Below are 25,523 nucleotides of genomic sequence, written 5' to 3' on the forward strand. Positions count from 1 at the left end.
CGCAGCCCCTGCTACTCGGGCGGCTTCGCCCCCCGTTTCTTCAGCAGGTCCGTCATCAGCTTCATCTCCGACTCCTGGGCCTCGACCATGCCCCGCGCGAGATCGCGCTCCACCTCGACCTCGCACCGCTCCACGCAGCCCTCGGCCATGTGCACACCGCCCATGTGATGGGCGTACATCAGCTGGAGGAAGCGGATCTCGGCGGCCTTGCCGCTCGCCTTCCCGAGCGACTTCAGCTCGGTGTCGGTCGCCATCCCGGGCATCAGCGCGCCGTCCTCGCCGGAGGGCATGTCGCCCATGCCCATCCACGTCATCGGCGGGTCCGCGGACACCTTCGGCAGCTGCCACAGGTCCAGCCAGCCGATCAGCATGCCGCGCTGGTTGGCCTGCGTCTGCGCGATGTCGTACGCGAGACGGCGCACCTCTTCGTCCTGGGTGCGGTCCCGCACGATGTACGACATCTCGACGGCCTGCTGGTGGTGGACCGCCATGTCGCGCGCGAAGCCCGCGTCCGCGGAGTCGGCCGCCGGGATCCGTACGCCCGAGTCGCCATCGGCGATCGCGTATGTGATCCCGCCGGCCGCCACGAGGACGGCCGCGGCGGCCCCGGCGATCCAGCCGACGTGCTTCATCGTTGCCACGGCTTTCTGCTTGCTTCGTCTTTTTCTTGCGTACGGGCTGCTACTTGTCGAGGCCGCCGGTGCATGCGGCGCCCTTCTCCGGCGTCTGCTCGCCCTGTACGTACGTCTCGAAGAACTTGTTCACATTCGGGTCGCTCGCGCTCGTCACCGTGCGCTGCTTGCCCCAGGCGGAGAGCATGATCGGGTCCTTCTGGTCCTCGACCGGGCTCATCAGCGAGTACGGGGTCTTCTCGACCTTGTCCGCGAGCGCCTTCACGTCCGCGTCCGAGGCCTTGCTGTTGTACGTCACCCAGACCGCGCCGTGCTCCAGGGAGTGCACGGCGTTCACCTTCTTGATCTCCTCGGTGTAGACGTCGCCGTCGCAGTTCATCCACACCTGGTTGTGGTCGCCGCCCACCGGGGGGTTCATCGCGTACTTGACGTCGCCGTTGACGTGGGTCTGGGTCAGCTTCGTGTTCCAGGTCCTGACGCCGTCCTCGCCCGTGACGAACTTCCCCTTCTGGCCGGCCGACGAGCTGCTGCTGTCGTCCTCGGACTGCGAGTTGATGAGGTACGTACCTCCGGCCACGAGGCCGCCGACTATGACCACGCTCGCGGTGATCGTGAGGATCCGGTTGCGGCGCTCGCGGGTCTGCTCGGCGCGGCGCATCTCCTCTATGCGTGCCTTGCGCGACGCGGACGCTTTGTTCTTCGCGGAACCCATGGTGAGTCCTTCGGGGCCTTGGGGGAGAGACGGTCGGGTGAGGTTGATCGTAGTCCGGCCGGAAGCGGCATACGTAGGGCCCCTGGTTGTCGGCCGCACATTTCCCGCCCCGGCATTACAGGGGCTCGGGTGAGCAGGCACTATTGGCAGCAGGGCAGGACACCTGCCGTACGTGAGGCGTTCAGACCGAGGTCGGCCGCCCGATCAAGGTCCGCAACGCGCACGAAATGGTGTTGTGGTGGGATGCTCATGTGCCCGACCGCCTCCCTGGCGCGGGAGCAGGCGGCCTGACCAGCAAGGATGGGTGGAAGCGGAAGATGGACAAGCAGCAGGAGTTCGTACTCCGGACGCTGGAGGAACGCGACATCCGGTTCGTACGGCTGTGGTTCACGGACGTGCTGGGCTTCCTGAAGTCCGTGGCCGTGGCTCCGGCCGAGCTGGAGCAGGCCTTCGACGAGGGCATCGGCTTCGACGGCTCCGCGATCGAGGGCTTCGCCCGGGTCTACGAGTCCGACATGATCGCCAAGCCGGACCCGTCGACCTTCCAGGTCCTGCCGTGGCGCGCGGAGGCCCCCGGTACGGCCCGTATGTTCTGCGACATCCTCATGCCGGACGGCTCCCCGTCCTTCGCGGACCCGCGGTACGTACTGAAGCGCGCCCTCGCCAAGACCTCCGACCTGGGCTTCACCTTCTACACCCACCCCGAGATCGAGTTCTTCCTGCTGAAGGACCGCCCACTGGACGGCTCGCGCCCGACGCCCGCCGACAACTCCGGCTACTTCGACCACACCCCGCAGAACGTCGGCATGGACTTCCGCCGTCAGGCGATCACGATGCTGGAGTCGATGGGCATCTCGGTCGAGTTCTCGCACCACGAGGGCGCGCCGGGCCAGCAGGAGATCGACCTCAGGTACGCGGACGCGCTGTCCACGGCCGACAACATCATGACGTTCCGCCTGGTCATGAAGCAGGTGGCGCTGGAGCAGGGCGTCCAGGCGACCTTCATGCCGAAGCCGTTCTCCGAGCACCCGGGCAGCGGCATGCACACGCACCTCTCGCTCTTCGAAGGCGACCGGAACGCGTTCTACGAGTCGGGCTCGGAATACCAGCTCTCCAAGGTGGGCCGCTCCTTCATCGCGGGTCTGCTGAAGCACGCGGCGGAGATCGCGGCGGTGACGAACCAGTGGGTCAACTCGTACAAGCGCATCTGGGGCGGCGCCGCACGCACCGCCGGCGCCGGCGGTGAGGCCCCCTCGTACATCTGCTGGGGCCACAACAACCGCTCGGCCCTGGTCCGCGTCCCGATGTACAAGCCCGGCAAGACCGGTTCCGCGCGGGTCGAGGTCCGCTCCCTGGACTCGGGCGCGAACCCGTACCTGGCCTACGCGGCCCTGCTGGCCGCCGGCCTCAAGGGCATCGAGGAGGGCTACGAGCTCCCGCCGGGTGCCGAGGACGACGTCTGGGCCCTCACGGACGCCGAACGCCGCGCCATGGGCATCGAACCCCTCCCGCAGAACCTCGGCGAGGCCCTCTCCCTGATGGAGCGCAGCGACCTGGTCGCCGAGACCCTGGGCGAGCACGTCTTCGACTTCTTCCTGCGCAACAAGCGCCAGGAGTGGGAGGAGTACCGCAGCGAGGTCACGGCCTTCGAGCTGCGGAAGAACCTGCCGGTTCTGTAGGCGCAGGTCGGTCGGGGCGTCTCGCTGGAACCCCACGCAGGGGCGACGGTTCGCGAACCGTCGCCCCTGCGGCGTCTCGCCCGGCCTCTGCTCCGATGTCAGTGGTGGCTGTGATGCTGGAGGGCATGACTCCCTGGAACCTGCTCGATCTGGACAAGGCCCTGAGATCCGGCTGGGCCGCCGACACCTGTTCCCCGGACGACCTCGCTCGCGCCGAGTGGCAGCCGGGCAACCCGGCCTGGGGTCACTGTGACATCACTGCCCTGATAGTCAACGACGTCTTCGGCGGCGACCTCGTGGTCGGCGAGGTGTATCTCGACGGAGCCCAGCACGGCTTCCACTGGTGGAACCGGCTGCCCAGCGGTGTGGAGCTCGACCTGACACGCGAGCAGTTCCTGCACGGCCAGACCGTCACCGCCGCCCGGCACGTGGAGCGCCCACCGGGCCCTCTGCCCCGCCGCTGGAAGGAGTACCTCCTGCTGCGCGACCGCGTCACCAAGCACCTCGGCCGTCTGCCGGAGCCCAACTGACAGGGCGGGGATCAGCCCGGCCGGCAGACACGGACGGGTCCGGTGTGGTTGCCCGTACGGAGGAGGGCGCCCCCTTGCAGCGAGGTGGGGGCGCCCGGTGTGCACCGGGCGCCCACACCTCGTATCCAGGCAGGTCAGCGGCGAGCCGCTTCCCGCCGCTGCGGCACATGCGTGGCGACCAGACGGCTGACGTGCACCGCCGGCACCGCCCGGCGCCGGTCCACCGCGTACGCGAACGCCGCAACCCCCAGCCCCAGCACGGCAAGCGCCGCGCCCGCGAGCGCCGGAGACGTCACTCCGAAGCCCGCCGCCAGGGCGACCCCGCCCACAAGGGCGCCACCCGCGTTGGCGAGGTTGAAGGCGGCCTGGTTGGCGGAGGAGGCGAGGGAGGGGGCCGCGGAGGCCTTCTCCATGACCATCAGCTGGAGCGGGGAGCCGGTGACGAAGGCGGCCGTGCCGAGCAGGAGCACCGCCAGCGCGGCACTCCACTGCGTGCTCATCAGCAGCGGGAACAGGGCGAGGACCGCGCTCAGCGCCGTGAGGCCGCCGAAGAGAGTGCCCCGCAGGGAGTGGTCGGCGAGCCGCCCGCCGAGCAGGTTGCCGACGGTGGCACCGACACCGAACAGCGCCAGCAGCACCGTCACCCGGGAGTCCGCGTACCCGGCGGAGTCCGTCAGCATCGGCGTGATGTAGCTGTACGCGGAGAACAGCGCACCGAAGCCGGCGACCGTCGTCGCGAGGGCGAGCCAGACGGGGAGCGGGCGCAGGGCGGCCAGTTCGCCGCGCAGTCCTGTGGCGGGGGTCTGCGTGTGGTCGTGCGGCAGGAGCAGGGCCAGCGAGGCGATGGCCGCGAGGCCGATCGCGCTGACGCCGAGGAACGTGGCACGCCAGCCGAGGTGCTGGCCCATGAGGGTCGCCACGGGAACCCCCGCGATGTTCGCGACGGTCAGCCCCAGGAACATCAGCGAGACCGAGCGCGCCTTGCGCTCGGGCGCGACCAGGCTGGTGGCGACGACGGCGCCCACACCGAAGAACGCGCCGTGCGGCAGACCGCTCAGCAGCCGGGCGGCGAGCAGCCAGTGGTGGTCGGGCGCGAACGCCGAGAGCGCGTTGCCCACGACGAACAGCGCCATCAGGCCGATCAGCACCTTGCGGCGCGACATCTTCGCCGTCACCGCGGCGAGCAGCGGGGCGCCGACGACGACACCGAGCGCGTACGCCGAGACGAGGTGCCCGGCGGTGGGGATGGATATGTACAGGTCATCGGCGACGTTGGGCAGCAGGCCCATCATCACGAATTCGGTGGTGCCGAGACCGAAGGCGCCCACGGCGAGCGAGAGCAGGGGTGCCAGGGGCATTGAGGGCCTTTCAGAGTTGCAGAGCGAAGTTCCGTAAAGCGTATGTTCAAGTACGGAACAAACTCTCTCAGGCCCAGTATTCCCAGGGGTTACGAGGCGGTGTCCGCAAGCTTCACGCGGGCGGCGATCGGGAGATGGTCACTGCCCGTCTCCGGCAGGGTCCAGGAGGTGACCGGTTCGACGCCCTTCACCAGGATCTGGTCGATCCGCGCCATCGGGAACGACGCCGGCCAGCTGAAGCCGAAACCGCTGCCCGCCGCGCCCTGCGTGGAGCGCATCTGCGCGGTGACGGCGTTGAGCGAACGGTCGTTCATCGTGCCGTTCAGATCGCCGAGCAGGGCGGCCTTCGGCAACTTCTCGTGGGAGATGGCCGCACCCAGCGCGTCGGCGCTCTTGTCGCGCTGCCGCGCGGTGAACCCGGCCTCGATCTTCACCCGTACGGAGGGCAGGTGCGCCACGTACACGGCGAGCTGCCCGCCGGGTGCGGTGACGGTCGCCCGCATGGCGCGCGTCCAGCCCAGCTTGATGTCGACGGCCTTGACACCGCTCAGCGGGTACTTGCTCCACAGGCCGACGGTGCCCTGCACGGAGTGGTACTTGTACGTCGCGGCGAGGGCCTTCTCGTACACCGGGACCGCGGTCTCCGTCAGCTCCTCCAGGGCCACCACGTCGGCCCCGGAGGCGGCCACGGCGCGGGCGGTGCCGGACGGGTTCGCGTTGTCCGCGTTGACGTTGTGGGTGGCGACGGTGAGGTCGCCGCCGCTGCCGGTCTTGTCGAAGATCAGTGAGCTGAAGAGGTTGAGCCAGACGATCGCGGGCACGAGCACGGCGATCAGTGCGGTCGCAGACCGCCTCAGCAGCGCGAGGCCGAGCAGCGGCGGGATGAAGACGCCCAGCCAGGGCAGGAACGTCTCGTTGAGAGAGCCGAAGTTGCCGACCGCGTTCGGGATCTGTGAGTGCAGCACCATCACGAGGGCGAGGAGGACCGCGCACACGGCAAGGATGATGCCGCGCCGCCAGATACGCCGGTCGCTGCGAACGGAGTCGAGCAGGCGCTGAAGCCGGGGCACTCTGCGGTCGGACTCCTGGCCGCCGCCGCCCGTCTCCGTCTTGTACGCCTGCGCCATACTCTCGCCTCACAACATGCCGTTCACACCATCCCCGCACCCAAAACCCTAGGGGATGATCGCGTTCCTTCCGGCCGCCCCGGGGAGGGCAGTACGGGCACGATGACGTGCCTGCCTGCATGCCCAGTTCCGATCGTCCACCCGGCGGCAGTGGTCTGTGACAAAACCCTCACATTCACTCAGGGGTCGGCCAGGCTTCACGACTTGGTGCCTTTGGGCGTGGCACCTTCACGACGTGGCGCCTTTACGACGTGGCGGGCCGCAGTCCCTCCAGAACGGTGTCGACGATCTCCTCAGCGAGGTGGTCGGGGAGTTCGGCGTCGGGGCGCATGGCGGTGCGTACGAGCATGGGACCGCTGAACAGGTCACCGACCAGCTCGACATCGACGTCGGAGCGGATCTCGCCGTTCTCCTGCCCGCGGCGCACCACCTCGTGGGTGAGGCGGCGCCGTGGCTCGATCACGTTCGCGTGGTACGCGCTCCACAGCTTGGGGCTGCTCTTCATCTGGGCGAAGACGTTGTGCACGAGCACCGACGACCTGTTGGCCAGGCCGCGTCTGCGTATCGACTCGAGGAGGGCGATCAGGTCGTCGCGCATCGAAGTGCCGGGCAGCTCCGGGTCGGCCTGCTCGGCGGCGCGCATGACGTCGCAGAAGAGTTCCTCGCGGTCGCTCCAGCGGCGGTAGATGGTGGCCTTGCCCACCCCTGCGGTGCGGGCGACGCGCTCTATGGAGATCTCCGCGAGCGGGACACCGTCCTCCAGGAGCCCGATCACACCCTCGATGATGGAACGCTCCACGCTCTCACTGCGCGGGCGCCCCCGCACGGTCCCACCCCGTCCGGCCCCCTGCTCCGCGAGGTCCACGTCAACTCCGTTCGTCCAGCGCCCTGTTCGGGCTCGATTCTCTCAGTGCTCGGCAGCCACCAGTTCGGTTTCCTCTCCCCCGGGCTCCTTCGGGGCCGGGTCCCGGCCCGGCAGGAACAGCGCCACCACCACGGCTCCGACCAGGGCGACACCGGCTCCGCCCACGGCGGTGAGATGCATGGCGTGCAGGAAGGCGTCGTGCGCCGGGGTGACCAGGGCCTCGCCCTTGGGTCCGAGCTTCGCGGCGGCGCCGAGGGTGGCCTCGATGGACTCGCCCGCGTGGTGCCGCAAGTCCGCGGGCAGCAGGGTGAGCTTGTCCTCGATGCCCGAGCGGTACGACGCGGAGAGGACCGAGCCGAGTACGGCGATGCCCAGGGCGCCGCCGACCTGGCGGAAGGTGTTGCTGAGTGCGGAGGCGGAACCGGCCTTCTCGCGGGGCATGGTCTGCATGATCACGACGCTGGTGGGCGTCATGACATGTGCCATCCCGGTGCCCATCAGGAAGAAGATGACCTCCAGGATCCAGATCGGCGTATCGGCGTCGAGGACGGTGAACGCGGCCAGCATCGCGGCGATGAGCAGCATGCCGCCGGCGGTCGTTGCCCGGTAGCCGATGCGGTCGACGACCAGCCGGGCCCGTGGCGCGAAGGTGAGCTGCGCCGCGGCCAGCGGCAGCATCAACAGGCCGGTCTGGAAAGGCGAGTAGCCGCGCACGGTCTGCGTGTAGAAGACCGCGAAGAACGTCACGCCCATCAGCGCGAAGAAGACCAGCCCTATGGCGCCGATCGCCGCCGAGAAGACCCGGTTCTTGAAGTACGTGACGTCTATGGACGGGTGGTCGATGCGCTTCTCGTACCAGACGAATCCGACGAGTACGGCGAGTCCGGCGCCCATGGTCGCCAGCACCTCGGCGTCGGTGAAGTCGGCGAGCTGGCCGCCCTTGATGATGCCGTACACGAGCAGGACGAGCCCGATGACGGACAGCAGCACGCCCACCGGGTCGATCCGGCCGGGCTTCGGATCGCGGGAGTCGGGAACCAGCCACACCATCAGCCCGAGCGCGAGGATCACGATCGGCACGTTGATGAGGAACACGGACCCCCACCAGAAGTGATCGAGGAGCACCCCTCCGGTGATGGGCCCGATGGCGATGGCGAGTCCGACGCCACCCGCCCAGATGCCGATGGCCTTCGGCTGCTCGTCGCGCTCGAAGACGTTCATGAGGACGGCGAGGGTCGCGGGCATCACGAAGGCGGCACCGAGCCCCATCAGGGCGCGGAACCCGATGAGTTGCTCCGGTGACCCGGAGAAGGCGGCGAGCGCGGAGGCACCGCCGAAGACGGCGAGCCCGCCGAGCAGCACCTTCTTGCGCCCGAGCCGGTCGCCGAGGAGGCCTGCGGTGAACAGCAGTCCCGCGAAGACGAGCGTGTACGCGTTGATGGCCCACTCGAGCTCGCTCTGGGTGGCTCCAAGACCGGTCGGTGCGGGCGTCGAGATGGTCTTGATCGCTACGTTCAGGATCGAGTTGTCGAGCACGACGATCAGCAGGCTGAGCATCAGCACGCCGAGGATCATCCAGCGACGCCGATGCACGGCCTCCGGTACACGGGAGTCGGTGGCGGCGGGAGTAGTCATGCCATCAAGGTTAGCGAATAACGATACGAGACGGTCTCGTATCTAAAATCCTTTACCGAGAACTTACGCGGGAGAGCTTGCGGCGCGTTGCAGCGATCACAGTGGTGTTCCGTGGTGGCCCACTAGCCGTTCGATGGCACGAGGTGCCACCATGGAGGGGATCCGGGGACGCCGTCAGGGCGCCTCGAGATGACAGAAGGAGCCGTTGCGATGACGCAGCTCTCGGCTGCCCAGAAGAGCCCCGACAGCAGCAAGACGCTGTACGGCGGAAAGGGCACACGCCGCATCACTGTCCGAGACCTCAACGCCGCCAAGGAGCGCGGCGAGAAGTGGCCCATGCTCACCGCGTACGACGCGATGACCGCGTCCGTCTTCGACGAGGCCGGCATCCCGGTCATGCTCGTCGGCGACTCGGCGGGCAACTGCCACCTCGGGTACGAGACGACCGTGCCCGTCACGCTCGACGAGATGACCATGCTCTCCGCCGCGGTCGTACGGGGCACCTCGCGGGCCCTGATCGTCGGCGACCTGCCCTTCGGGTCGTACCAGGAGGGCCCCGTGCAGGCCCTTCGCTCGGCCACCCGCCTGGTGAAGGAGGCCGGGGTCGGTGCCGTCAAGCTGGAGGGCGGTGAACGTTCGCACCGCCAGATCGAGTTGCTGGTCGAGTCCGGCATCCCGGTCATGGCGCACGTCGGTCTGACCCCGCAGTCCGTGAACACCATGGGCTATCGCGTCCAGGGCCGCGGCGAGGAGGCCGCCCAACAGCTCCTCCGTGACGCCAAAGCCGTCCAGGACGCCGGGGCCTTCGCGGTCGTCCTCGAACTCGTGCCGGCCGAGCTGGCCGCGGAGGTCACGCGTGTCCTCCACATCCCGACGATCGGCATCGGCGCCGGGCCCGACACCGATGCACAGGTCCTCGTCTGGACGGACATGCTGGGCCTGACGTCCGGCAAGGTGCCGCGCTTCGTCAAGCAGTACGCGGACCTCCGGTCGGTCATGACGCAGGCCGCGCAGGCGTTCGCCGAGGACGTCGTCGGCGGAACGTTCCCGACGGAGGAACACTCCGTCCACTGAGCCACTGCGGTACCAAGGCGGCCCGCCGATCTTCCCCCGTCGGCGGGCCGCCGGTTGCCTCCGGCGGTTGGGCAGGGAGGTTCGTTGTTGGATGCGGGTGCGTTGTGGTTGCTCGCGCCCCGCGGCGGAGCAGCTGATGTCACAGCCCCGCGCCCCTTGGGCGCGTGGTGGGTGCGGGGACGTGGGCCGGTGCGTCAGCCCGTCGCAGGGTGGGCATACGGCCCGGTGTCGGTACACAGCGCAGGTGGCCTGAGACAGAACCTGAGCGACGGGCATACGACGCACCGGCCCACGACCCCTCCCGCCGGTGGGCAAGTTGCGGGCACATGGTGGCTGGCGGCTCCAGGGACGCGCCCTTCAGGGGCGCGGGGCTGTGACATATGCGGCTCCGCCGCGGGGCGCGACCAGCCACAACGCACCCGCAGCCGCGACACGCAGTGTCACGCCCCACCCCCTGGCGGGGCCTGGGGCGCAGCCCCAGTTTCGGGAAGGGGCGGGCTTGGGGAAAAGAACCCCTCTCCCACCCCAACCGCCCACTCGTAACGCCGCGTTCACCCCAAATTGGCCCGCCGCGGGCAGGGGGCCCAGCACCCCACACGTGGAGGCCCCGATGGCAGAAACGTCCGTACCCTTCCGCGCAGGCCAGGAAGGCTACGCAAGCTTCCGGATCCCGGCCGTCGTCGTCACCGCGGCCGGAACCCTGCTCGCCATGTGCGAGGGCCGCGTCGGCTCCCACGACGACTTCGGGAACATCGACATCGTGCTGAAGCGGTCCACGGACGGCGGCCGGACCTGGGGCCCACTGGAGGTCGCCGCCAAGCACGGCGACAACCTGGCCGGCAACCCCGCGCCCGTCGTCCTGGACACCGGCCGCCTCCTCCTCGTCCACGTACGCAACGCCGCCCTCGCCACCGAGGACGCCATCCGAAGGGGCAAGGTGAACGCCGCCGACGGCCGTCGTGTCTGGGTACAGCACAGCGACGACGACGGCGTCACCTGGTCGACGCCACGCGACATCACCGCACAGACGAAGCAGGCGAGTTGGCGGTGGTACGCCACCACACCGGGCCACGCGATCCAGCTCGCCGGAGGCCGGGTGGTCGTGCCCGCGAACCACTCCCTCCCGCCGGCCGGCAGGGACAACGGCACGGAGGGAAAGTACAACGGCGGCCACTGTCTGCTCAGCGACGACCGCGGCGAGACCTGGCACATCGGCTACCTCGACGACAACACCGACGGCTACATCAACGTGAACGAGACGACCGCCGCCGAACTCCCCGACGGCCGCGTCTACTTCAACACCCGTAACGACGCGACAGCGCCCGGCACCCGCGCCGACGCCTACTCCACGGACGGCGGCGAGACCCTCGTGAAGCCCTTCCGGCCGCAGGCGGGCCTGGTCGCCCCGGTCTGCGAGGGCAGCGTTCTCCAGCTCCGCGACCCCGATGTGCTGCTCTTCTCCGGCCCCGCCGCCCCCGGCTACCGCGCCCTCATGACGATCCGTGCCAGCCACGACGCCGGCGTCACCTGGCGGCCCGTGCACACGGTGGACGGACTGCCCGCCGCGTACTCCGATCTCGTACGCCTCGACGCGTCGACCGTCGGCCTCCTCTACGAGACGGGCGACTTCAGCGCGTACGAGACGATCACCTTCCGCAGAGTCCCCGTGACGGACCTCACGTGGGCGGTGGGGCGATTCCCCACGGACGTACGGACGTAAAGTCGGCCCATGACCTCTACCGACAACAGTGCACAGCAAGCCGCCAAGGCCCCGGCCAAGGACCCCTGGGACCTGCCCGACGTGTCCGGGCTCGTCGTGGGCGTGCTCGGCGGCACCGGACCGCAGGGCAAGGGCCTCGCCTACCGGCTGGCCCGGGCCGGGCAGAAGGTGATCATCGGGTCGCGGGCCGCGGAGCGGGCGCAGTCCGCCGCGGACGAACTCGGGCACGGCGTCGAGGGTGCCGACAACGCCGAGTGCGCGCGGCGCAGCGACATCGTGATCGTGGCGGTGCCGTGGGAGGGGCACGGCAAGACGCTGGAGTCGCTCAGGGAGGAGTTGAGCGGGAAGCTCGTCGTCGACTGCGTCAACCCGCTCGGTTTCGACAAGAAGGGTGCGTACGCGCTGAAGCCGGAGGAGGGCAGCGCCGCCGAGCAGGCCGCCGCGCTGCTTCCCGGCTCGCGCGTCACCGCCGCCTTCCACCATCTGTCCGCGGTACTGCTCCAGGACCCGGAGGTCGAGGAGATCGACACCGATGTGATGGTGCTCGGCGAGGACCGGGCGGACGTCGAGATGGTGCAGGCGCTGGCCGGCCGTATACCCGGCATGCGCGGCATCTTCTCCGGGCGGCTGCGCAACGCTCACCAGGTCGAGTCGCTCGTCGCGAACCTGATCTCGGTGAACCGCCGCTACAAGGCCCATGCGGGCCTGCGCGTCACCGACGTATGAGTGGGTGGGGGACACTGGTTGGTTGAAGAGCAGTGTCCCCCGGCCGAAGAGCCGTGTCCCCGACAGGAGCCCATCCCATGCCCCGCCTCGCCCTCTACGCCCTCGTCGTCTGCGTCCTCTCCGTCGCCGCGGCCGTCGTCTCCTTCGCCAAGGGCTACTGGCTGGGCATCGTGTGGGTACTGCTCGCGGGTCTGGCGTCCAACATGGCCTGGTACTACCTGCGGCGCGGCAAGGCGCGGGACGGCTCCGTCACGAACTGACGGTCACGAACCGACGCCGCAGAACTGGTCGGTCTCCGTCCAGAAGCGGTAGAGGTTCTGACCGCAGTACGTACTGATCTCGTCGATCCCCAGGCCGCGCAGGAGCGCGTCGATCACGTCGAAGAACACACCGTTCACCGCTGGTATCCACAGGATGGCGATCACGAGGAGCAGCCCGAAAGGCGCGAGCGGCTCCACCTGGCGGCGGATCTTGTACGACAGCCAGGGCTCGATCATGCCGTAGCCGTCCAGTCCCGGCACCGGCAGGAAGTTCAGCAGCGCGGCCGTGACCTGGAGCAGTGCCAGGAACGCCAGGGCGAACCGGAAGTCGGCCGGCACACCGTCGAGCGCGTCCAGCCAGAACGGGGCCGTGCAGACCACCGCGAACAGCACGTTCGTCAGGGGGCCGGCCGCCGAGATCAGGCTGTGCTTCCAGCGGCCCTGGATGCGGCTCCGCTCGATCCAGACCGCACCGCCGGGCAGCCCGATCCCGCCCATGATCACGAAGAGGACGGGCAGCACGATGCTCAGCAGGGCGTGGGTGTAGGCGAGTGGATTGAGGGTCAAGTAGCCCTTCGCGCCTATGGAGATGTCGCCGCTGTGCAGGGCCGTACGCGCGTGGGCGTACTCGTGCAGACAGAGCGAGACGACCCAGGCCGCGGTCACGAACAGGAACACGGCGACGCCGGGCTGATCCGCGAAACCGGTCCAGGTGGCCCAGCCCGTGACCGCCATGACGGCCATGATCCCGAGAAAGACCGGGCTGATACGCCGGTCGCTGTGGCGGGTGGTGGCGGTGGTCATGGGGTCGGGCTCCCTGGGTTTCGTACAAACGGGCGTGCCCGACCGTACCGGGCGTATGCGGAAAACGTCTCGCGGTCGGCTGTGAGTTCCGTACAAGGTGGGGGCATGGGGCTGCGCCGCGCCGCCTTACCCCTGTGACCTCTACCGAATTCACCAGAGACAATGGACCCCGTGCGCTATCGCATCCTCGGCACCACCCAGGCACTTCGCCCCGACGGCAGCCCCGTTCCTGTCGGCGGGGCGCGGTTGCGTGCTCTTCTGACCGTGCTGGCGTTGCGGGGTGGCCGTACCGTGCCCGCGGGGCTGCTGGTCGACGAGGTGTGGGACGGGGATCCGCCCGCCGATGCCACAGGGGCGTTGCAGGCCTTGGTCGGGCGGTTGAGGCGGGTGCTCGGGGCGGATGCCGTCGTGTCGGAGCAGGGCGGGTACCGGCTCGCCGCCTCCGCCGACGACATCGACCTGCACCGGTTCGAGCGCCTCGTCGGCGAGGGCATGCGCGCGTTGGGCGACCGTGACCCCGCCAAGGCGGCCATCGCGCTCGACGACGCCCTCGCCCTGTGGCGTGAGCCCGCCCTCACCGACCTCCCCGACCGCACCGCCGAGTCGGTCCGCTGGGAGGCCCGGCGGCTCGACGCCCTCCGTGCCCGGCACACCGCCGCCCTTGCCCTCGGCCACGCCGAGCAGGCCCTGCCCGAGCTGACCGCCTTGTGCGACACCCATCCCCTGGACGAACCCCTCCAGGCCCTGCGCCTGCGCGCCCTGCGCGACGCCGGCCGCACGGCGCAGGCGCTGGCCGCCTACGAGGACGTACGACAGCTCCTGGCGGACCGGCTGGGATCGGACCCGGGACCGGAACTGCGGGCGCTGCACGGGGAGTTGTTGAGCGTGGGGGGCAGCCCCGCCGTGGCCACATCCGCCCCCGCCGCTCCGGTCGCCTTCGGCGCCCGCACCTCCGAACTCCCTGCCCATGGCAACCTCCGCGCACGCCTCACCTCCTTCGTCGGCCGTGAGTCCGACATCGAAGCCATCCGTGGCGACCTCGCGACCGCCCGGCTCGTCACCCTGCTCGGGCCCGGTGGGGCGGGGAAGACGCGGCTGTCGCAGGAGGCCGCCGAGAGCGTGCGGGATGTCGTCCGGGAAGGGGTGTGGCTGGCCGAGCTCGCGCCCGTCGATGACCCGGACGCCGTGCCGGAGGCCGTGCTCACCGCCGTCGGGGCTCGCGAGACCGTGCTGTACGGCGCCGGGGCCGAGGCGATGCGGGCCGGATCCGAGCGGCATGACGACCCTGTCGAGCGGCTCGCCGAGCACTGCAGCAAGCGGCGGATGCTGCTGATCCTCGACAACTGCGAGCACGTCGTCGACGCTGCCGCCCGGCTCGTCGAGGAACTCCTCGAACGCTGCCCGGAGCTGACGGTGCTCGCCACCAGCCGTGAACCCCTCGGCGTGCCAGGGGAGTTGCTGCGGCCCGTGGAGCCGCTGCCGGAGCCGTACGCGCTGCGGCTGCTCGCCGACCGGGGCGCCGCCGCCCGGCCGGGATTCCGGATCGAGGACGATCCGGAGGCGGCGGCCGAGATCTGCCGGCGCCTCGACGGTCTTCCCCTCGCCATCGAACTCGCCGCCGCCCGGCTGCGGATGCTCACGCCCCGGCAGATCGCCGACCGGCTCGACGACCGTTTCCTGCTCCTCACCTCCGGCAGTCGTACCGTCCTGCCCCGCCAGCAGACGCTCCGCGCCGTCGTCGACTGGTCCTGGGAGCTGCTGGACGAGGGCGAACGGGACGTGCTGCGGCGGCTGTCCGTCTTCGCCGGCGGCTGCGACCTCGCCGCCGCGGAGGCGGTCTGCGGGCCGAAAGCGCTCGAAGCGCTCGGCTCGCTCGTCGACAAGTCCCTTGTCGTGGCGGCCCCTTCGCCCGACGGCGACATGCGCTACCGGCTCCTGGAGACGGTCGCCGAGTACGCGGGCGAGCGGCTCGACGAGTCCGGGCGGCGGGCGGAGGCCGAGCGCGCGCATCTGACGTACTTCCGTGAACTCGCGCGCACCACCGAACCGTTACTGCGCGGCTCCGGTCAACGCGACGCCATCCAGCGGTTCGAGCGCGAGAGCGAGAACATCCGTGTCGCCCTGCACCACGCCGTCACCGCACGCGAGGAGCAGGAGGCGCTGTGTCTCATCCTGTCGATGGCCTGGTACTGGCAGATGCGTGACCTGCGGATCGTCGCCCGCAACTGGTGCCGCGAGGTCCAGGCCCTCGGCCCCGACCCCTTTACCGAGCCCGCGCGGCCCGCCGCCCCGCTGTGGGAGCGCTGCACGGACACGCCGCCGCCCTGGAAAGGCGAGGTCCTCGAGGAGGCCCGGCGCCATGTGCACCTGATCCATCTCGCGTGCATGGACACCGAGTTGGATGCCTGGCAGACACCCGAAGCGCAGACGAAGCTGCGGGCCGTCGCCCAGACGTACGAGCCCGGACTCCCGCAGGTGAGCCGATTCCCCGGCACCGTGTGGTTCTTCGCCGTCATGCTCACCGGTGACATGAAGCGGGTGCGGACGATCATCGATGCGGCCATCGACACCTGCCGTGGCACGCCAGGATACGAGTGGGATCTGGGCGCCAATCTGCAGATGCGCGCCAATCTCCGCGCCAACCGCACCGAGTGGGCGGGCGATGCCGCCCGCGACGCCGACGAGTCGCTGGAGATCTACCGCCGTCTCGGCGATCTGTGGGGCACCGCCGAGGCGTTCGCAGCGCGCGGTGAGGCGCATGAGCGCAAGGGCGAGTACGTCAGGGCCGCCGCCGACTACGAGGCGGCGATCGAACGTGCCGAACGCCTCGGGGCCCGTGCCCAGATGGCCGTGCTCAGCGCCCGGCTCGGCGGCGCACTGCTCGAGGCGGGTGAGGCCGAGCGGGGAGAGCGCCTGTTGCGCGAGGTCATCGAGCGGGCCGGCGGCGCGACCGACCACGCGATGCCCTTCGCCCGGCTGATCCTGGCCGGATGGCTCAGCATCACCGACCGGATCCCAGAGGCGCGTGAGCAACTCCGGTTGCTGCGCGAGGAGTTCTCGATCGCCTACTTCGTCATCTTCGATGCGTACATCCTCGGTTCCGAGGCCTGGGTGGACGCTGCCGACGGCCGCTACGCGGAGTCCCTGGACAGGATCAGGCGGGCGCTCGAACGTGCCGAGGACCCGCTGTCCGTGGCCATCGCCCCGCAGATGCGCTCCGCGTATCTGACCACCGCCGCGTACGCCCTCGCCCACGTCGACGGCGGCTCCCGCGCCCGCGACGCCGCCCGCTGCCTCGGCGCCGCCGACGTGCTGCTGCCGCCCCGCCACATCGCCTCGCTCCAGGACCGCGAGGTGTACCAGCGGGCGGTGGAGCGCACGCGCGCCGTGCTGGGCGACGACGTGTTCGAGGCCGCGTACGCGGAGGGCGACGGTCTCTCCTACAGGGAGGCCGCCGCCCTGATCTGACGGGCACCGACGCGGGGCCGGGTGCGTCGACGTCAGGTCTTCGTACGGAACTTGTGGATGGCGATCGGTGCCATGACCGCCGTGAGCCCCACCGACCAGGCGACCGTCACCCACAGGTCGTGCGTGACCGGACCGCCCACCATCAGCCCGCGCGCGGCATCCGCGAGCGAGGACAGCGGGTTGACGTCGGTGAAGGACTGCAGCCAGCCCGGCATCGAGTCGGTCGGGGCGAAGATCGACGAGCCGAACTGGAGCGGCATCAGCACCAGGAAGCCCAGCCCCTGCACGGACTGCGCGCTCTTCAGCACCACGCCGAGGGTGAGGAACACCCACATCAGTGCCGAGCCGAACAGCGCGGCCAGCGCCACGGCCGCGAGCAGCCCGCCCCAGTTGGTGATGTCGAAGCCGACCAGAACGCCGACGATCAGCATGATCGTGGTGGCCAGCAGCATTCGCAGCAGCTCCACCGCGATCTTGGCGAAGAGCACCGAGCCACGTCCGATCGGCAGGGACCGGAAGCGGTCCATGACACCGGAGTTGAAGTCAGTGTTGAAGCCGGTCCCGACCGACATGGCCATGCTCATGCCCATCATGGCCATCATTCCGGGCACGACGTACTGCACGTAGTCGTCCTGACCGCCGCCGAGAGCCTGCCCGATCGAGCCGCCGAAGACGTACACGAACAGCAGCGTGAAGACGATCGGCATCAGGATGGCGTCGAACATCGACTCCGGGTCCTGACGGATCCACAGCAGATTGCGCCGGATCAGGGCGCCGGTGTGCCGCAGGTGGGCGCGCGGACCGATCCGCGCATCGCCCTTTACGTCCTTTACGGCGTCGGTGGTGATGATGGTGGTGGCACTCATACGGAGACCTCTTCGCGGGCGTCGGTGGGCACGGCGTCCTGCGGGGCGCTCGCGCGGTGGCCGGTGAGGGACAGGAACACCTCGTCCAGGCTGGGCAGTTCGGTGGTGATCGAGGCGATCGTGATACCGCGTGCGGTGACCGCGCCGACCACGGCGGTGAGCTGCTCGTCACTGAGAATCGGCACGAGGAGGGTGCCGTTCGCGCTGTCCACCGTCGTGGTGGCGAGCCCGGTGATGCCCAGCTCGTCGAGCGCGCCGGCGAGCGGGCGCAGCTCGATCGGGTCGGCCGGGCGGATGCGCAGGGACCGGCCGCCGACCTTCGCCTTCAGCTCGTCGATGGCGCCGTTCGCGATGACCTTGCCGCGGTCCACGACGGTCAGCTCGGAGGCGAGCTGCTCGGCCTCCTCCATGTACTGGGTGGTGAGCAGCACGGTCACGCCGTCGCCGACCATGCGCTTGACCTCCGTCCACACCTCGTTACGGGTGCGGGGGTCGAGGCCGGTGGTCGGTTCGTCGAGATACAGCACGGTCGGCTGCCCCGTCATCGACGCGGCCAGGTCCAGGCGTCGCCGCATCCCGCCGGAGTACGTGTTCACCGGGCGCTTCGCCGCCTCGGTGAGCGAGAAGCGCTCCAGCAGCTCGTCCGCGCGGGCCCTTGCCTCCTTGCGGGGCAGGTCGAGCAGGCGGCCGATCATGTAGAGGTTCTCCCAGCCGGGGAGCTTCTCGTCGACGGAGGCGTACTGGCCGGTGAGGCCTATCACCCGGCGCAGCTGGCGGGGCTGTCGTACGACGTCGTAGCCTGCGACGGTCGCCTGGCCGGCGTCGGGCTGGATCAGAGTGGACAGGATCCGTACGAGGGTGGTCTTGCCCGCTCCGTTCGGCCCGAGCACGCCCATCACCGAGCCCTCGCGTACGTCCAGGTCCACGCCGTCCAGTGCCTTGGTCTCGCCGTAGTGCTTGACCAGTCCCCTAACGGTGACCGCACTCCGTGCGCGGGTGTTGGGGTCGTTGTCGATTCGCGTCATGCCGCCAACGGTGCCAGCGCCCACTGACAAACCGCCGACAGCCCGCCTACAAGGGGCTGTCGGCGGTTTGTCGACTACGGGGGAGGTGGGTTGAGGTGCGTATCTCGACTGCGGGTACGTTGTGGCTTGTCGCGGGGCGCGACCAGCCACGGAACACCCGCACCCCACAACGACCCCAACCGCCGGAGGCAACCCGTTAACGTGACGGGATGACGAGTCCTGGCCCTCTCCTCGACGGTTACGCCGCCCGAATCGTCGACCAGACCGCCCAGTTGACAGCGACCGTCAACGGGGCGGAGCCCACCGCACCCGTGCCCGGCTGTCCCGGCTGGACCCTCGCCCACTTGCTCCGTCACGTCGGCGGCACGCACCGGTGGGCCGAGACGGTCGTGCGGACCCGGGCCACCGGACCCGTCTCGGACGAGCAGGTCAACCTCGTCACGCCGGACGGGGACGAAGACGTCGGCACGCTGTCCGACTGGCTCACGGACGGAGCCGCCCGCCTCGCGGAGACCCTGCGCGAGGCGGGCCCGGACGTCGCGGTGTGGACCGTGGCGCCAGGCGGCACCCCGCTCTTCTGGGCACGCCGCATGACGTACGAAACCGTGATCCACCGCTTCGACGCGACGGCCGCGGTCGGCGCGACGTACACCCTCGATGCGGACGTCGCGCTCGACGGCCTCGACGAGTGGATGGAGTTCAGCACCCTGCCGCAGGCCTACGCATCGGCGGCCGAGCAAAGGGTGCTGCTCGGCCCCGGCGGCAGGACCCTCCACTTCCATGCAACGGACGCCCCCGAGGGGGCCGGGGAGTGGCTGATCGACCTCACCGGGCTCCCCTTCACCTGGAGCCACGCCCACAAGAAGTCGACCACCGCAGTGCGCGGCCCGCTCACGGACCTTCTGCTCCTCCTCTACCAGCGCCGCTCCCCGGCCCCCGCCCAGGGCATCGAAGTCCTGGGCGACGAGGCTCTGCTCAGCACCTGGCTGCGGGCAGCGGGCGACTGGCTGCGCAGGTGATCAGTCGTCCTCCCCGCCGCGCGGAGCGCCGTCCTTCCAGCGAGGGTCCGCTTCCCATTCCACGTTGCGCTCGCGAGCGCGTTCCATCGCGTGGGAGGCCTCGGCTCGGGTCGCGTACGGGCCGAAGCGGTCCTTGCCGGGGCACTCGGGGCCCTCTTCGACCTTCTTGTGCTCCAGGCAGTAGTACCACTCACCCGGTTTGCCGACCGTGCGCTTCTTGAACAGGGCCATGGCTGGGGCTCCTTTCGCCAGGGTCATCGTCCCCCAGCGGCGGCTGGTTAGACTCGCTGGCATGTCTGGCCAGTCGCTGCTCGTACCAGGGGAGCTCTCCCCCACCCGTTCCGTTCCGGGAAACATCAGGCGTCCGGAGTACGTGGGCAAGCCCGCGCCCACGCCGTACAAGGGTCCGGAAGTGCAGACCCCCGAGACGGTCGAGGCCATGCGGATCGCCGGGCGGATCGCCGCGCGGGCGCTGGCCGAGGCCGCGAAGAAGATCGCGCCGGGGGTGACGACGGACGAGCTGGACCGGGTCGCCCACGAGTACATGTGCGACCACGGGGCCTATCCGTCCACGCTCGGTTACCGCGGTTTCCCCAAGTCCTTGTGCACCTCGGTCAACGAGGTCATCTGCCACGGCATTCCGGACTCCACGGTGCTGCGGGACGGCGACATCATCAACCTCGATGTGACGGCGTACGTCGGCGGGGTGCACGGCGACAACAACGCCACGTACCTCGTGGGCGAGGTGGACGAGGAGTCCCGGCTGCTCGTCGAGCGCACCCGTGAGTCCCTGAACCGCGCCATCAAGGCCGTCAAGCCCGGCCGGCAGATCAACGTCATCGGGCGGGTCATCGAGTCGTATGCGAAGAGGTTCGGCTACGGGGTCGTACGGGACTTCACGGGGCACGGGATCAACTCGTCGTTCCACTCCGGGCTGATCATTCCGCACTACGACAACCCGAACGCGACCACCGTCATCCAGCCCGGGATGACCTTCACCATCGAGCCGATGCTCACACTGGGCTCGTACGAGTACGACATGTGGGACGACGGGTGGACGGTCGTGACGAAGGACCGCAAGCGGACGGCTCAGTTCGAGCACACGCTGGTCGTCACCGACAGCGGGGCCGAGGTCCTTACGCTGCCCTAGCCGTTGCCCAGCCTCGTCACGACGCCAGAGCCGCCCGCTCCCTCCCCCCGGGAGCGGGCGGCTTTTTCATGTGGGTCTGGCATGTGGGAGTGATGGTGATTCGGGGTAGGGTTTTACCGACAGCGCGTCGGGAAATCCATTGACTTAGGTAAGCCTAACCATAGAAAATGAGCCCGGCTCTCGTCTCCCCTTCGGCCTCGGAGGTCCACATGAACTCGTCGAGTACACCGTTCTCGACGCTCATCCGCGCGGCGTCGCACGAGCTGCACGGGGAGGCGCACGACTCGACGTTCATGAGTGACCTGCTGGGCGGCAGACTGGGCGTGGATGCGTACACGCGGTACACGGAGCAGCTGTGGTTCGTCTACCGGGCGATCGAGGAGAGCGGGCGCGAGCTGGCCGACGACCCGGTGGCGGGGCCGTTCATCCGGCCCGAGCTGGTGCGACAGGCCGCCCTGGAGCGGGACCTCGCGCATCTGCGGGGCGCGGGATGGCGCGAGAGCATCACCGCACTGCCCGCCACGGAGGAGTACACGGCCCGCATCAAGGAGTGCGCGCGTACGTGGCCGGGTGGGTACGTCGCGCATCACTACACCCGCTACCTCGGCGACCTCTCCGGTGGGCAGGTCCTCCGGAGCAGGGCGGAGACGACGTGGGGGTTCGCGCGCAAGGGGGACGGGGTGCGGTTCTATGTGTTCGAGGACATCAGCAACCCGGCCGCGTTCAAGCGGAGTTATCGCGAGCTGCTGGACGGGATCCTCGCCGATGATCTGGAGAAGCAGCGGATCATCGGGGAGTGCAAGGGGGCGTTCAGGCTGAACATTGCGGTTCTGCGGGCGCTGAGTGCGGAGTTCCTCGCAAGCGCATGACGCTCCGCTGGGGGCGCGCTTTGAAAGTGCGGGTTCGTTGTGGCCGGTCGCTCCCCCACTCTCGGCTGCGCTCGAGCGGGGGGACCCCCATCGCGGCGGAGCCGCAAATGTCACAGCCCCGCGCCCCTGAAGGGGCGCGGCCGCAGCTCAGCGTTCCAAGGTCACCCTGCCGCCCACCTCCACCCATCCCTCCGGCTGTGGTGCCGTCAGGAGTTGTGAACCCGCGCCCTGGGTGATGTTCAGGGCGCGGCCCAGTTGGGCTGTCAGTTGGAGGGCCGCCGCGCCTGTTGCCTCGTCCTCCTCTATGCCGTCGCCGCGGCCCGGGAAGCCGCGGGCGCGGACACGGCCCGCTGCCTCGTCCTGCCAGGCCCAGGCGTAGAGCCAGTCCCCTGGCGGGGGCACCTCCAGCGCGTCGACCTCGGCGGCCGACCCGTACCGGCGCAGTGTGCGCGGCTCCGGCCACTCCGGGCGGGCCTCGATCCAGCTGAACTCGCCGTCGAGGCGGGTGCCCACCACGCCCGCCGGAGTGACGAGTTCGGGCACGTCGAGGAGCCAGGCCGTGCCGACGCAGGGGTAGCCGGCGAAGGGCAGTCGCGCGCTGGGCGTGTAGATGTCGATGATCCCGCGCTCGGGGTCATCGACGAACACCGTCTCGCTGAAGCCGAGTTGGGCCGCGAAGGCCTGGCGGTCGTCGCGTTCCGGCATCAGGGTGCCGTCGCGCACGACCGCCAGGGCGTTCCCGTGTCCTCCGCCTGGCCCGCAGAACACACGCAGCACGTCGTAATCAGTCACGCGGGCATTCAAACACCACCCCGCGGCCGGCTACGGATCAGCCCTGCTCCCCCGCCCTCCGCCGGCGTACCGCGAAGACCACACCCGCACCCGCCGCGACCGTCACGGCGGCCACCGCGCCGAGGGCGCCGGCCGGGATGGAGGAGCCGGTGGCGGCCAGGCCGCCCGTTGCCCCGCCGGTGGTGCCGCCTGTGGTGGAGCCGGTCGTGCCCGCCCCCGTGCCGCCGGTCGTGCCCGAGCCGGAGCCGGAGGTCGGGGTGGCGGAAGCGCTCGGGTCGCCCGACGGAAGCTCGGCGTCGGCCGAAAGGGCCACCGAGAGGTCCACCGGGTCGAGTTCGGCGCCGGCCTGGTAGAAGCCGCCGAAAGCGTCCGCTCCCGCCGCGGTGAGCTTGGCGGTGACGTCCGGCAGCGTGACGGCTGCTGTCGGACGTCTACCGGCAGCCCGTCGAGGTTTTCCCGCATCCGCGCAGCGGGGAGGTGCTCATTACTCCCCGGCGGGGTTCTTGACCGCCCATTGACCGATTCGTGGGGTGCGGATTGAGCCACCGTGATCTGGCCGTTTTCGTACGCCATTCATGAGAGCCGAATCACTTTACGGGCAGGCGGCACTGAGGTAAGCCTCAGATAAGTTAGGGCAGCCTCACTTGGAGCCTCCGGCTCCTCGGTGTACTTCCCTTGAGTTCCTTGGAGCCCGTATGCGAGCCGTCCGCCTCTCCGTCGTCACTGCCGCCGCCACCGCAGCGGCGCTGACCGCCGTCACCGGCTGCACCGAGAAGAGCGACGCCGCGGGCGGCGACGGCGCCATCGCGGTGACGGCCACCGACACCAAGTGCGAGGTGTCCACAAAGGAGTTCCCGGCGGGGCACGTCGAGATCGACGTGGAGAACAAGGGCTCCAAGGTCACCGAGGTCTATCTGCTCTTCCCGGACGACCGGATCGTCACCGAGCGCGAGAACATCGGTCCCGGCACCAGTCAGAAGGTCACCGCCGAGGTGAAGGCGGGCGACTACCGGATCGCCTGCAAGCCTGGCATGAAGGGCAAGGGCATACGCCAGGACGTCACGGCCACGGGCGGCGGCAAGGCCGCCAAGCGTGACCCGCGCCTGGACAAGGCCGTCGCCGACTACCGCGCCTACGCCCAGCAGCAGGCCGACGAGACGCTGCCCAAGGCGAAGGTCTTCGCCGAGGCGGTCAAGGCCGGCGACATCGAGGCCGCGAAGAAGGCGTACGCCGACTCACGCATCGGCTGGGAGCGCACCGAGCCGGTCGCCGAGTCCTTCGGTGACATCGACCCGAAGGTCGACCTGCGCGAGGACGGTCTGGAAGAGGGCCAGGACCTGGAGAAGGACTGGACCGGCTGGCACCGCCTGGAGCGCTCGCTGTGGCAGGACAAGAAGCTCACCGACCGCGACTCCGAGCTCGCCGACCAGCTGATCACGGATCTGACGGACTGGCAGAAGCGGGTCGGCAGGGCCGAGATCACCCCGACCTCGATGGGCAACGGCGCCAAGGAACTCCTCGACGAGGTCGCCACCGGCAAGGTCACCGGCGAGGAGGAGCGCTACTCGCACACCGACCTGGTCGACTTCAAGGCGAACGTCGAGGGCGCCGAGAAGTCGTACGAGCTGCTGAAGCCGGTCGCCTCGGAGAACGACGCGGCGCTGGCCAAGGAGCTCGACACACAGTTCGCGGCGCTGAACACGCTGCTCGACAAGTACCGCGCGGACAAGGACTCCTACGAGTTCACCTCGTACGACAAGGTCGGCAAGGCCGACCGCAAGGAGCTCTCGGACGCGGTGAACGCGCTCGCCGAGCCGCTGTCCAAGCTCGCCGCCGCCGTCGTCAAGTAAGAGGGCCTGCCGCCATGACGGACTCCACGAACAGCACGGAAGCCACAGAAGTCGCGGGCCAGACCGCCGAGAGCGGTCAGCCCGACGGCAACGACGCGACCGACGGGACCGATGCGACACAGCGCTCCAACTCCCGTACTCCCTCTCGGCGTTCACTGATCGGCTGGGGTGGCGCCGGGCTCGCGCTCGGGGCCGCCGCGGCCGGCGGTGCGGTGGCGATGGCCCGTACGGGCGACGACGCCGAGCCGACCGCCGCCGGGACGGGGGCCGCGGTCGCCTTCCACGGCGCGCACCAGGCGGGCATCGCCACACCGGTGCAGGACCGGCTGCACTTCGCCGCCTTCGAAGTGAAGACCGAGGACCGGGCCGAGTTCGTCCAGCTGCTGAAGGACTGGACGGCCGCGGCGCGCCGGATGACGGCCGGGCACACGGTCGGCGAGGGCGCGTACGGCGGTCTGGCCGAGGCGCCGCCGGACGACACCGGTGAGGCGCTGGGCCTCAAGCCGTCGCGGCTGACGCTGACGATCGGCTTCGGGCCTTCGCTGTTCGAGAAGTTCGGGCTTGAGGGCCGGCGACCCGAAGCCCTCGTGGACCTGCCGAAGTTCGCGGGCGACAACCTCGACAAGAACCGCAGCGGCGGCGACCTGTGCATCCAGGCCTGCGCGGATGATCCGCAGGTCGCCGTGCACGCGGTCCGCAACCTCGCCCGGATCGGCTTCGGCAAGGTCGTCGTCCGCTGGTCCCAGCTGGGGTTCGGCAAGACCTCGTCGACGACTCCGGAGGAACAGACGCCCCGCAACCTCATGGGATTCAAGGACGGCACCCGCAATATCGCGGGTACGGAGACGGACCGGCTCAAGAAGTTCGTGTGGGTGGACTCGGAGGGACCGTCCTGGATGACCGGCGGCTCGTACCTCGTGGCACGGCGCATCCGCATGAACATCGAGACCTGGGACCGTACTTCACTCCAGGAGCAGGAGGACATCTTCGGCCGCGACAAGGGCGAGGGTGCTCCGGTGGGCAAGGCGAAGGAGCGCGACGAGCCGTTCCTGAAGGCCATGAAGCCCGACGCGCACGTCCGGCTCGCACACCCGGACTCCAACAACGGGGCGACGCTCCTGCGCCGCGGCTACTCCTTCACCGACGGCACGGACGGGCTCGGCCGCCTGGACGCGGGGCTGTTCTTCCTCGCGTACCAGCGTGACGTGCGCAAGGGTTTCATCCCGGTGCAGCGCAGCCTGGCGATCGACCCGCTCAACGAGTACATCCAGCACGTGGGTTCGGCGATCTTCGCGATCCCGCCGGGCGTCCGGGACAAGGGCGACTGGTGGGGCCGGGCGCTGTTCACCGAGGAGGCGTAGA

At 69.7% G+C, this 25,523-nt stretch carries 24 protein-coding genes and 2 pseudogenes; 13 read left to right on the plus strand and 13 right to left on the minus strand.

Features of this window, described 5'->3' with window-relative positions:
• Positions 1–11 precede the first annotated feature (11 nt).
• Both ABD357_RS39090 and ABD357_RS39095 read right to left on the minus strand, forming a co-directional pair.
• Entirely contained in the window at positions 12–632 is a 621-nt protein-coding gene (locus ABD357_RS39090) for a DUF305 domain-containing protein (RefSeq protein ID WP_344396270.1), read from the minus strand.
• Positions 633–681: 49 nt separating this feature from the next.
• The gene (locus ABD357_RS39095; RefSeq protein ID WP_344396144.1) at positions 682–1,344 is read right to left on the minus strand and encodes a thioredoxin-like domain-containing protein; all 663 of its coding nucleotides are present in this window, start codon (positions 1,342–1,344) and stop codon (positions 682–684) included.
• Between the two features lie 317 nt (positions 1,345–1,661).
• Here ABD357_RS39095 and glnA point away from each other — a divergent pair, with 317 nt between their 5' ends.
• Together glnA and ABD357_RS39105 are read left to right on the plus strand one after the other, a co-directional pair.
• Positions 1,662–3,023, plus strand: coding sequence for a type I glutamate--ammonia ligase (glnA, locus tag ABD357_RS39100; RefSeq protein ID WP_344396146.1), 1,362 nt, complete (start codon positions 1,662–1,664; stop codon positions 3,021–3,023).
• Positions 3,024–3,148: 125 nt separating this feature from the next.
• Positions 3,149–3,553, plus strand: coding sequence for a YunG family protein (locus tag ABD357_RS39105; protein WP_344396147.1), 405 nt, complete (start codon positions 3,149–3,151; stop codon positions 3,551–3,553).
• A gap of 134 nt (positions 3,554–3,687) precedes the next feature.
• On the opposite strand, the gene ABD357_RS39110 is transcribed toward ABD357_RS39105, so the two are convergent.
• From ABD357_RS39110 to ABD357_RS39125, 4 genes are all read right to left on the minus strand, one after another.
• Positions 3,688–4,911, minus strand: coding sequence for an MFS transporter (locus tag ABD357_RS39110; protein ID WP_344396149.1), 1,224 nt, complete (start codon positions 4,909–4,911; stop codon positions 3,688–3,690).
• Positions 4,912–5,000: 89 nt separating this feature from the next.
• Positions 5,001–6,038, minus strand: coding sequence for an endonuclease/exonuclease/phosphatase family protein (locus tag ABD357_RS39115; protein WP_344396150.1), 1,038 nt, complete (start codon positions 6,036–6,038; stop codon positions 5,001–5,003).
• Between the two features lie 244 nt (positions 6,039–6,282).
• A complete protein-coding gene (locus ABD357_RS39120) occupies positions 6,283–6,903 on the minus strand; it encodes a TetR/AcrR family transcriptional regulator (RefSeq protein WP_425585194.1) in 621 nt (206 codons plus the stop codon).
• Positions 6,904–6,945: 42 nt separating this feature from the next.
• Positions 6,946–8,538 (minus strand): MFS transporter, encoded by a 1,593-nt coding sequence (locus ABD357_RS39125; protein ID WP_344396154.1) that lies wholly within the window; start codon positions 8,536–8,538, stop codon positions 6,946–6,948.
• A 210-nt stretch (positions 8,539–8,748) separates the two neighbouring features.
• Here ABD357_RS39125 and panB point away from each other — a divergent pair, with 210 nt between their 5' ends.
• From panB to ABD357_RS39145, 4 genes are all read left to right on the plus strand, one after another.
• Positions 8,749–9,612: a 3-methyl-2-oxobutanoate hydroxymethyltransferase gene (panB, locus tag ABD357_RS39130; protein ID WP_344396155.1), complete on the plus strand. Its 864-nt coding sequence runs from the start codon at positions 8,749–8,751 to the stop codon at positions 9,610–9,612.
• Between the two features lie 610 nt (positions 9,613–10,222).
• Entirely contained in the window at positions 10,223–11,332 is a 1,110-nt protein-coding gene (locus tag ABD357_RS39135) for a sialidase family protein (RefSeq protein ID WP_344396156.1), read from the plus strand.
• Between the two features lie 9 nt (positions 11,333–11,341).
• Positions 11,342–12,058 carry an NADPH-dependent F420 reductase gene (gene npdG, locus ABD357_RS39140; protein ID WP_344396157.1) on the plus strand — a complete coding sequence of 239 codons (717 nt, stop codon included), beginning with the start codon at positions 11,342–11,344 and terminating at the stop codon, positions 12,056–12,058.
• A gap of 77 nt (positions 12,059–12,135) precedes the next feature.
• Complete coding sequence (locus ABD357_RS39145; protein ID WP_344396158.1) at positions 12,136–12,318, plus strand: hypothetical protein; 183 nt, start codon at positions 12,136–12,138, stop codon at positions 12,316–12,318.
• Between the two features lie 3 nt (positions 12,319–12,321).
• Here the strand turns inward: ABD357_RS39145 and ABD357_RS39150 are convergent, their stop codons facing one another.
• Entirely contained in the window at positions 12,322–13,122 is an 801-nt protein-coding gene (locus ABD357_RS39150) for a site-2 protease family protein (RefSeq protein ID WP_344396159.1), read from the minus strand.
• Positions 13,123–13,284: 162 nt separating this feature from the next.
• Here ABD357_RS39150 and ABD357_RS39155 point away from each other — a divergent pair, with 162 nt between their 5' ends.
• Positions 13,285–16,590: an AfsR/SARP family transcriptional regulator gene (locus ABD357_RS39155; RefSeq protein WP_344396160.1), complete on the plus strand. Its 3,306-nt coding sequence runs from the start codon at positions 13,285–13,287 to the stop codon at positions 16,588–16,590.
• 32 nt (positions 16,591–16,622) lie between these two features.
• On the opposite strand, the gene ABD357_RS39160 is transcribed toward ABD357_RS39155, so the two are convergent.
• Both ABD357_RS39160 and ABD357_RS39165 read right to left on the minus strand, forming a co-directional pair.
• Positions 16,623–17,456, minus strand: coding sequence for an ABC transporter permease (locus ABD357_RS39160; RefSeq protein WP_344396161.1), 834 nt, complete (start codon positions 17,454–17,456; stop codon positions 16,623–16,625).
• Complete coding sequence (locus ABD357_RS39165) at positions 17,453–18,481, minus strand: ATP-binding cassette domain-containing protein (protein ID WP_344396162.1); 1,029 nt, start codon at positions 18,479–18,481, stop codon at positions 17,453–17,455. Before ABD357_RS39165 ends, ABD357_RS39160 begins: the two co-directional genes overlap by 4 nt.
• A gap of 209 nt (positions 18,482–18,690) precedes the next feature.
• On the opposite strand from ABD357_RS39165, the gene ABD357_RS39170 reads away from it, so the two are divergent.
• Complete coding sequence (locus ABD357_RS39170; RefSeq protein WP_344396164.1) at positions 18,691–19,500, plus strand: maleylpyruvate isomerase N-terminal domain-containing protein; 810 nt, start codon at positions 18,691–18,693, stop codon at positions 19,498–19,500.
• On the opposite strand, the gene ABD357_RS39175 is transcribed toward ABD357_RS39170, so the two are convergent.
• Positions 19,501–19,731 carry a hypothetical protein gene (locus ABD357_RS39175; protein ID WP_344396165.1) on the minus strand — a complete coding sequence of 77 codons (231 nt, stop codon included), beginning with the start codon at positions 19,729–19,731 and terminating at the stop codon, positions 19,501–19,503. It abuts the gene before it with no gap.
• Positions 19,732–19,792: 61 nt separating this feature from the next.
• Between ABD357_RS39175 and map the strand changes: the two genes are divergently transcribed.
• Positions 19,793–20,650: a type I methionyl aminopeptidase gene (gene map, locus ABD357_RS39180; protein ID WP_344396166.1), complete on the plus strand. Its 858-nt coding sequence runs from the start codon at positions 19,793–19,795 to the stop codon at positions 20,648–20,650.
• A 209-nt stretch (positions 20,651–20,859) separates the two neighbouring features.
• Positions 20,860–21,519, plus strand: a complete 660-nt coding sequence (locus ABD357_RS39185; protein WP_344396272.1) for a biliverdin-producing heme oxygenase — start codon at positions 20,860–20,862, stop codon at positions 21,517–21,519.
• 147 nt (positions 21,520–21,666) lie between these two features.
• On the opposite strand, the gene ABD357_RS39190 is transcribed toward ABD357_RS39185, so the two are convergent.
• From ABD357_RS39190 to ABD357_RS39200, 3 genes and pseudogenes are all read right to left on the minus strand, one after another.
• Positions 21,667–22,311, minus strand: a complete 645-nt coding sequence (locus tag ABD357_RS39190) for a PhzF family phenazine biosynthesis protein (protein WP_344396167.1) — start codon at positions 22,309–22,311, stop codon at positions 21,667–21,669.
• 37 nt (positions 22,312–22,348) lie between these two features.
• A complete protein-coding gene (locus tag ABD357_RS39195) occupies positions 22,349–22,624 on the minus strand; it encodes a hypothetical protein (RefSeq protein WP_344396168.1) in 276 nt (91 codons plus the stop codon).
• Between the two features lie 51 nt (positions 22,625–22,675).
• Positions 22,676–22,720 (minus strand): annotated as a pseudogene (locus tag ABD357_RS39200) (hypothetical protein); the annotation flags it as partial.
• Positions 22,721–22,728: 8 nt separating this feature from the next.
• Between ABD357_RS39200 and ABD357_RS39205 the strand changes: the two are divergent.
• The 3 genes and pseudogenes from ABD357_RS39205 to efeB form a co-directional block, all read left to right on the plus strand.
• Positions 22,729–22,818 (plus strand): annotated as a pseudogene (locus ABD357_RS39205) (hemin ABC transporter ATP-binding protein); the annotation flags it as partial.
• 188 nt (positions 22,819–23,006) lie between these two features.
• Positions 23,007–24,161: an iron uptake system protein EfeO gene (efeO, locus tag ABD357_RS39210; RefSeq protein WP_344396170.1), complete on the plus strand. Its 1,155-nt coding sequence runs from the start codon at positions 23,007–23,009 to the stop codon at positions 24,159–24,161.
• A 14-nt stretch (positions 24,162–24,175) separates the two neighbouring features.
• Positions 24,176–25,522 (plus strand): iron uptake transporter deferrochelatase/peroxidase subunit, encoded by a 1,347-nt coding sequence (gene efeB, locus ABD357_RS39215; RefSeq protein WP_344396171.1) that lies wholly within the window; start codon positions 24,176–24,178, stop codon positions 25,520–25,522.
• The last annotated feature ends 1 nt before the right edge of the window (position 25,523 follow it).

The sequence above is a fragment of the Streptomyces vastus genome (genome assembly GCF_039532825.1).
Classification (GTDB): Bacteria; Actinomycetota; Actinomycetes; order Streptomycetales; family Streptomycetaceae; genus Streptomyces; species Streptomyces vastus.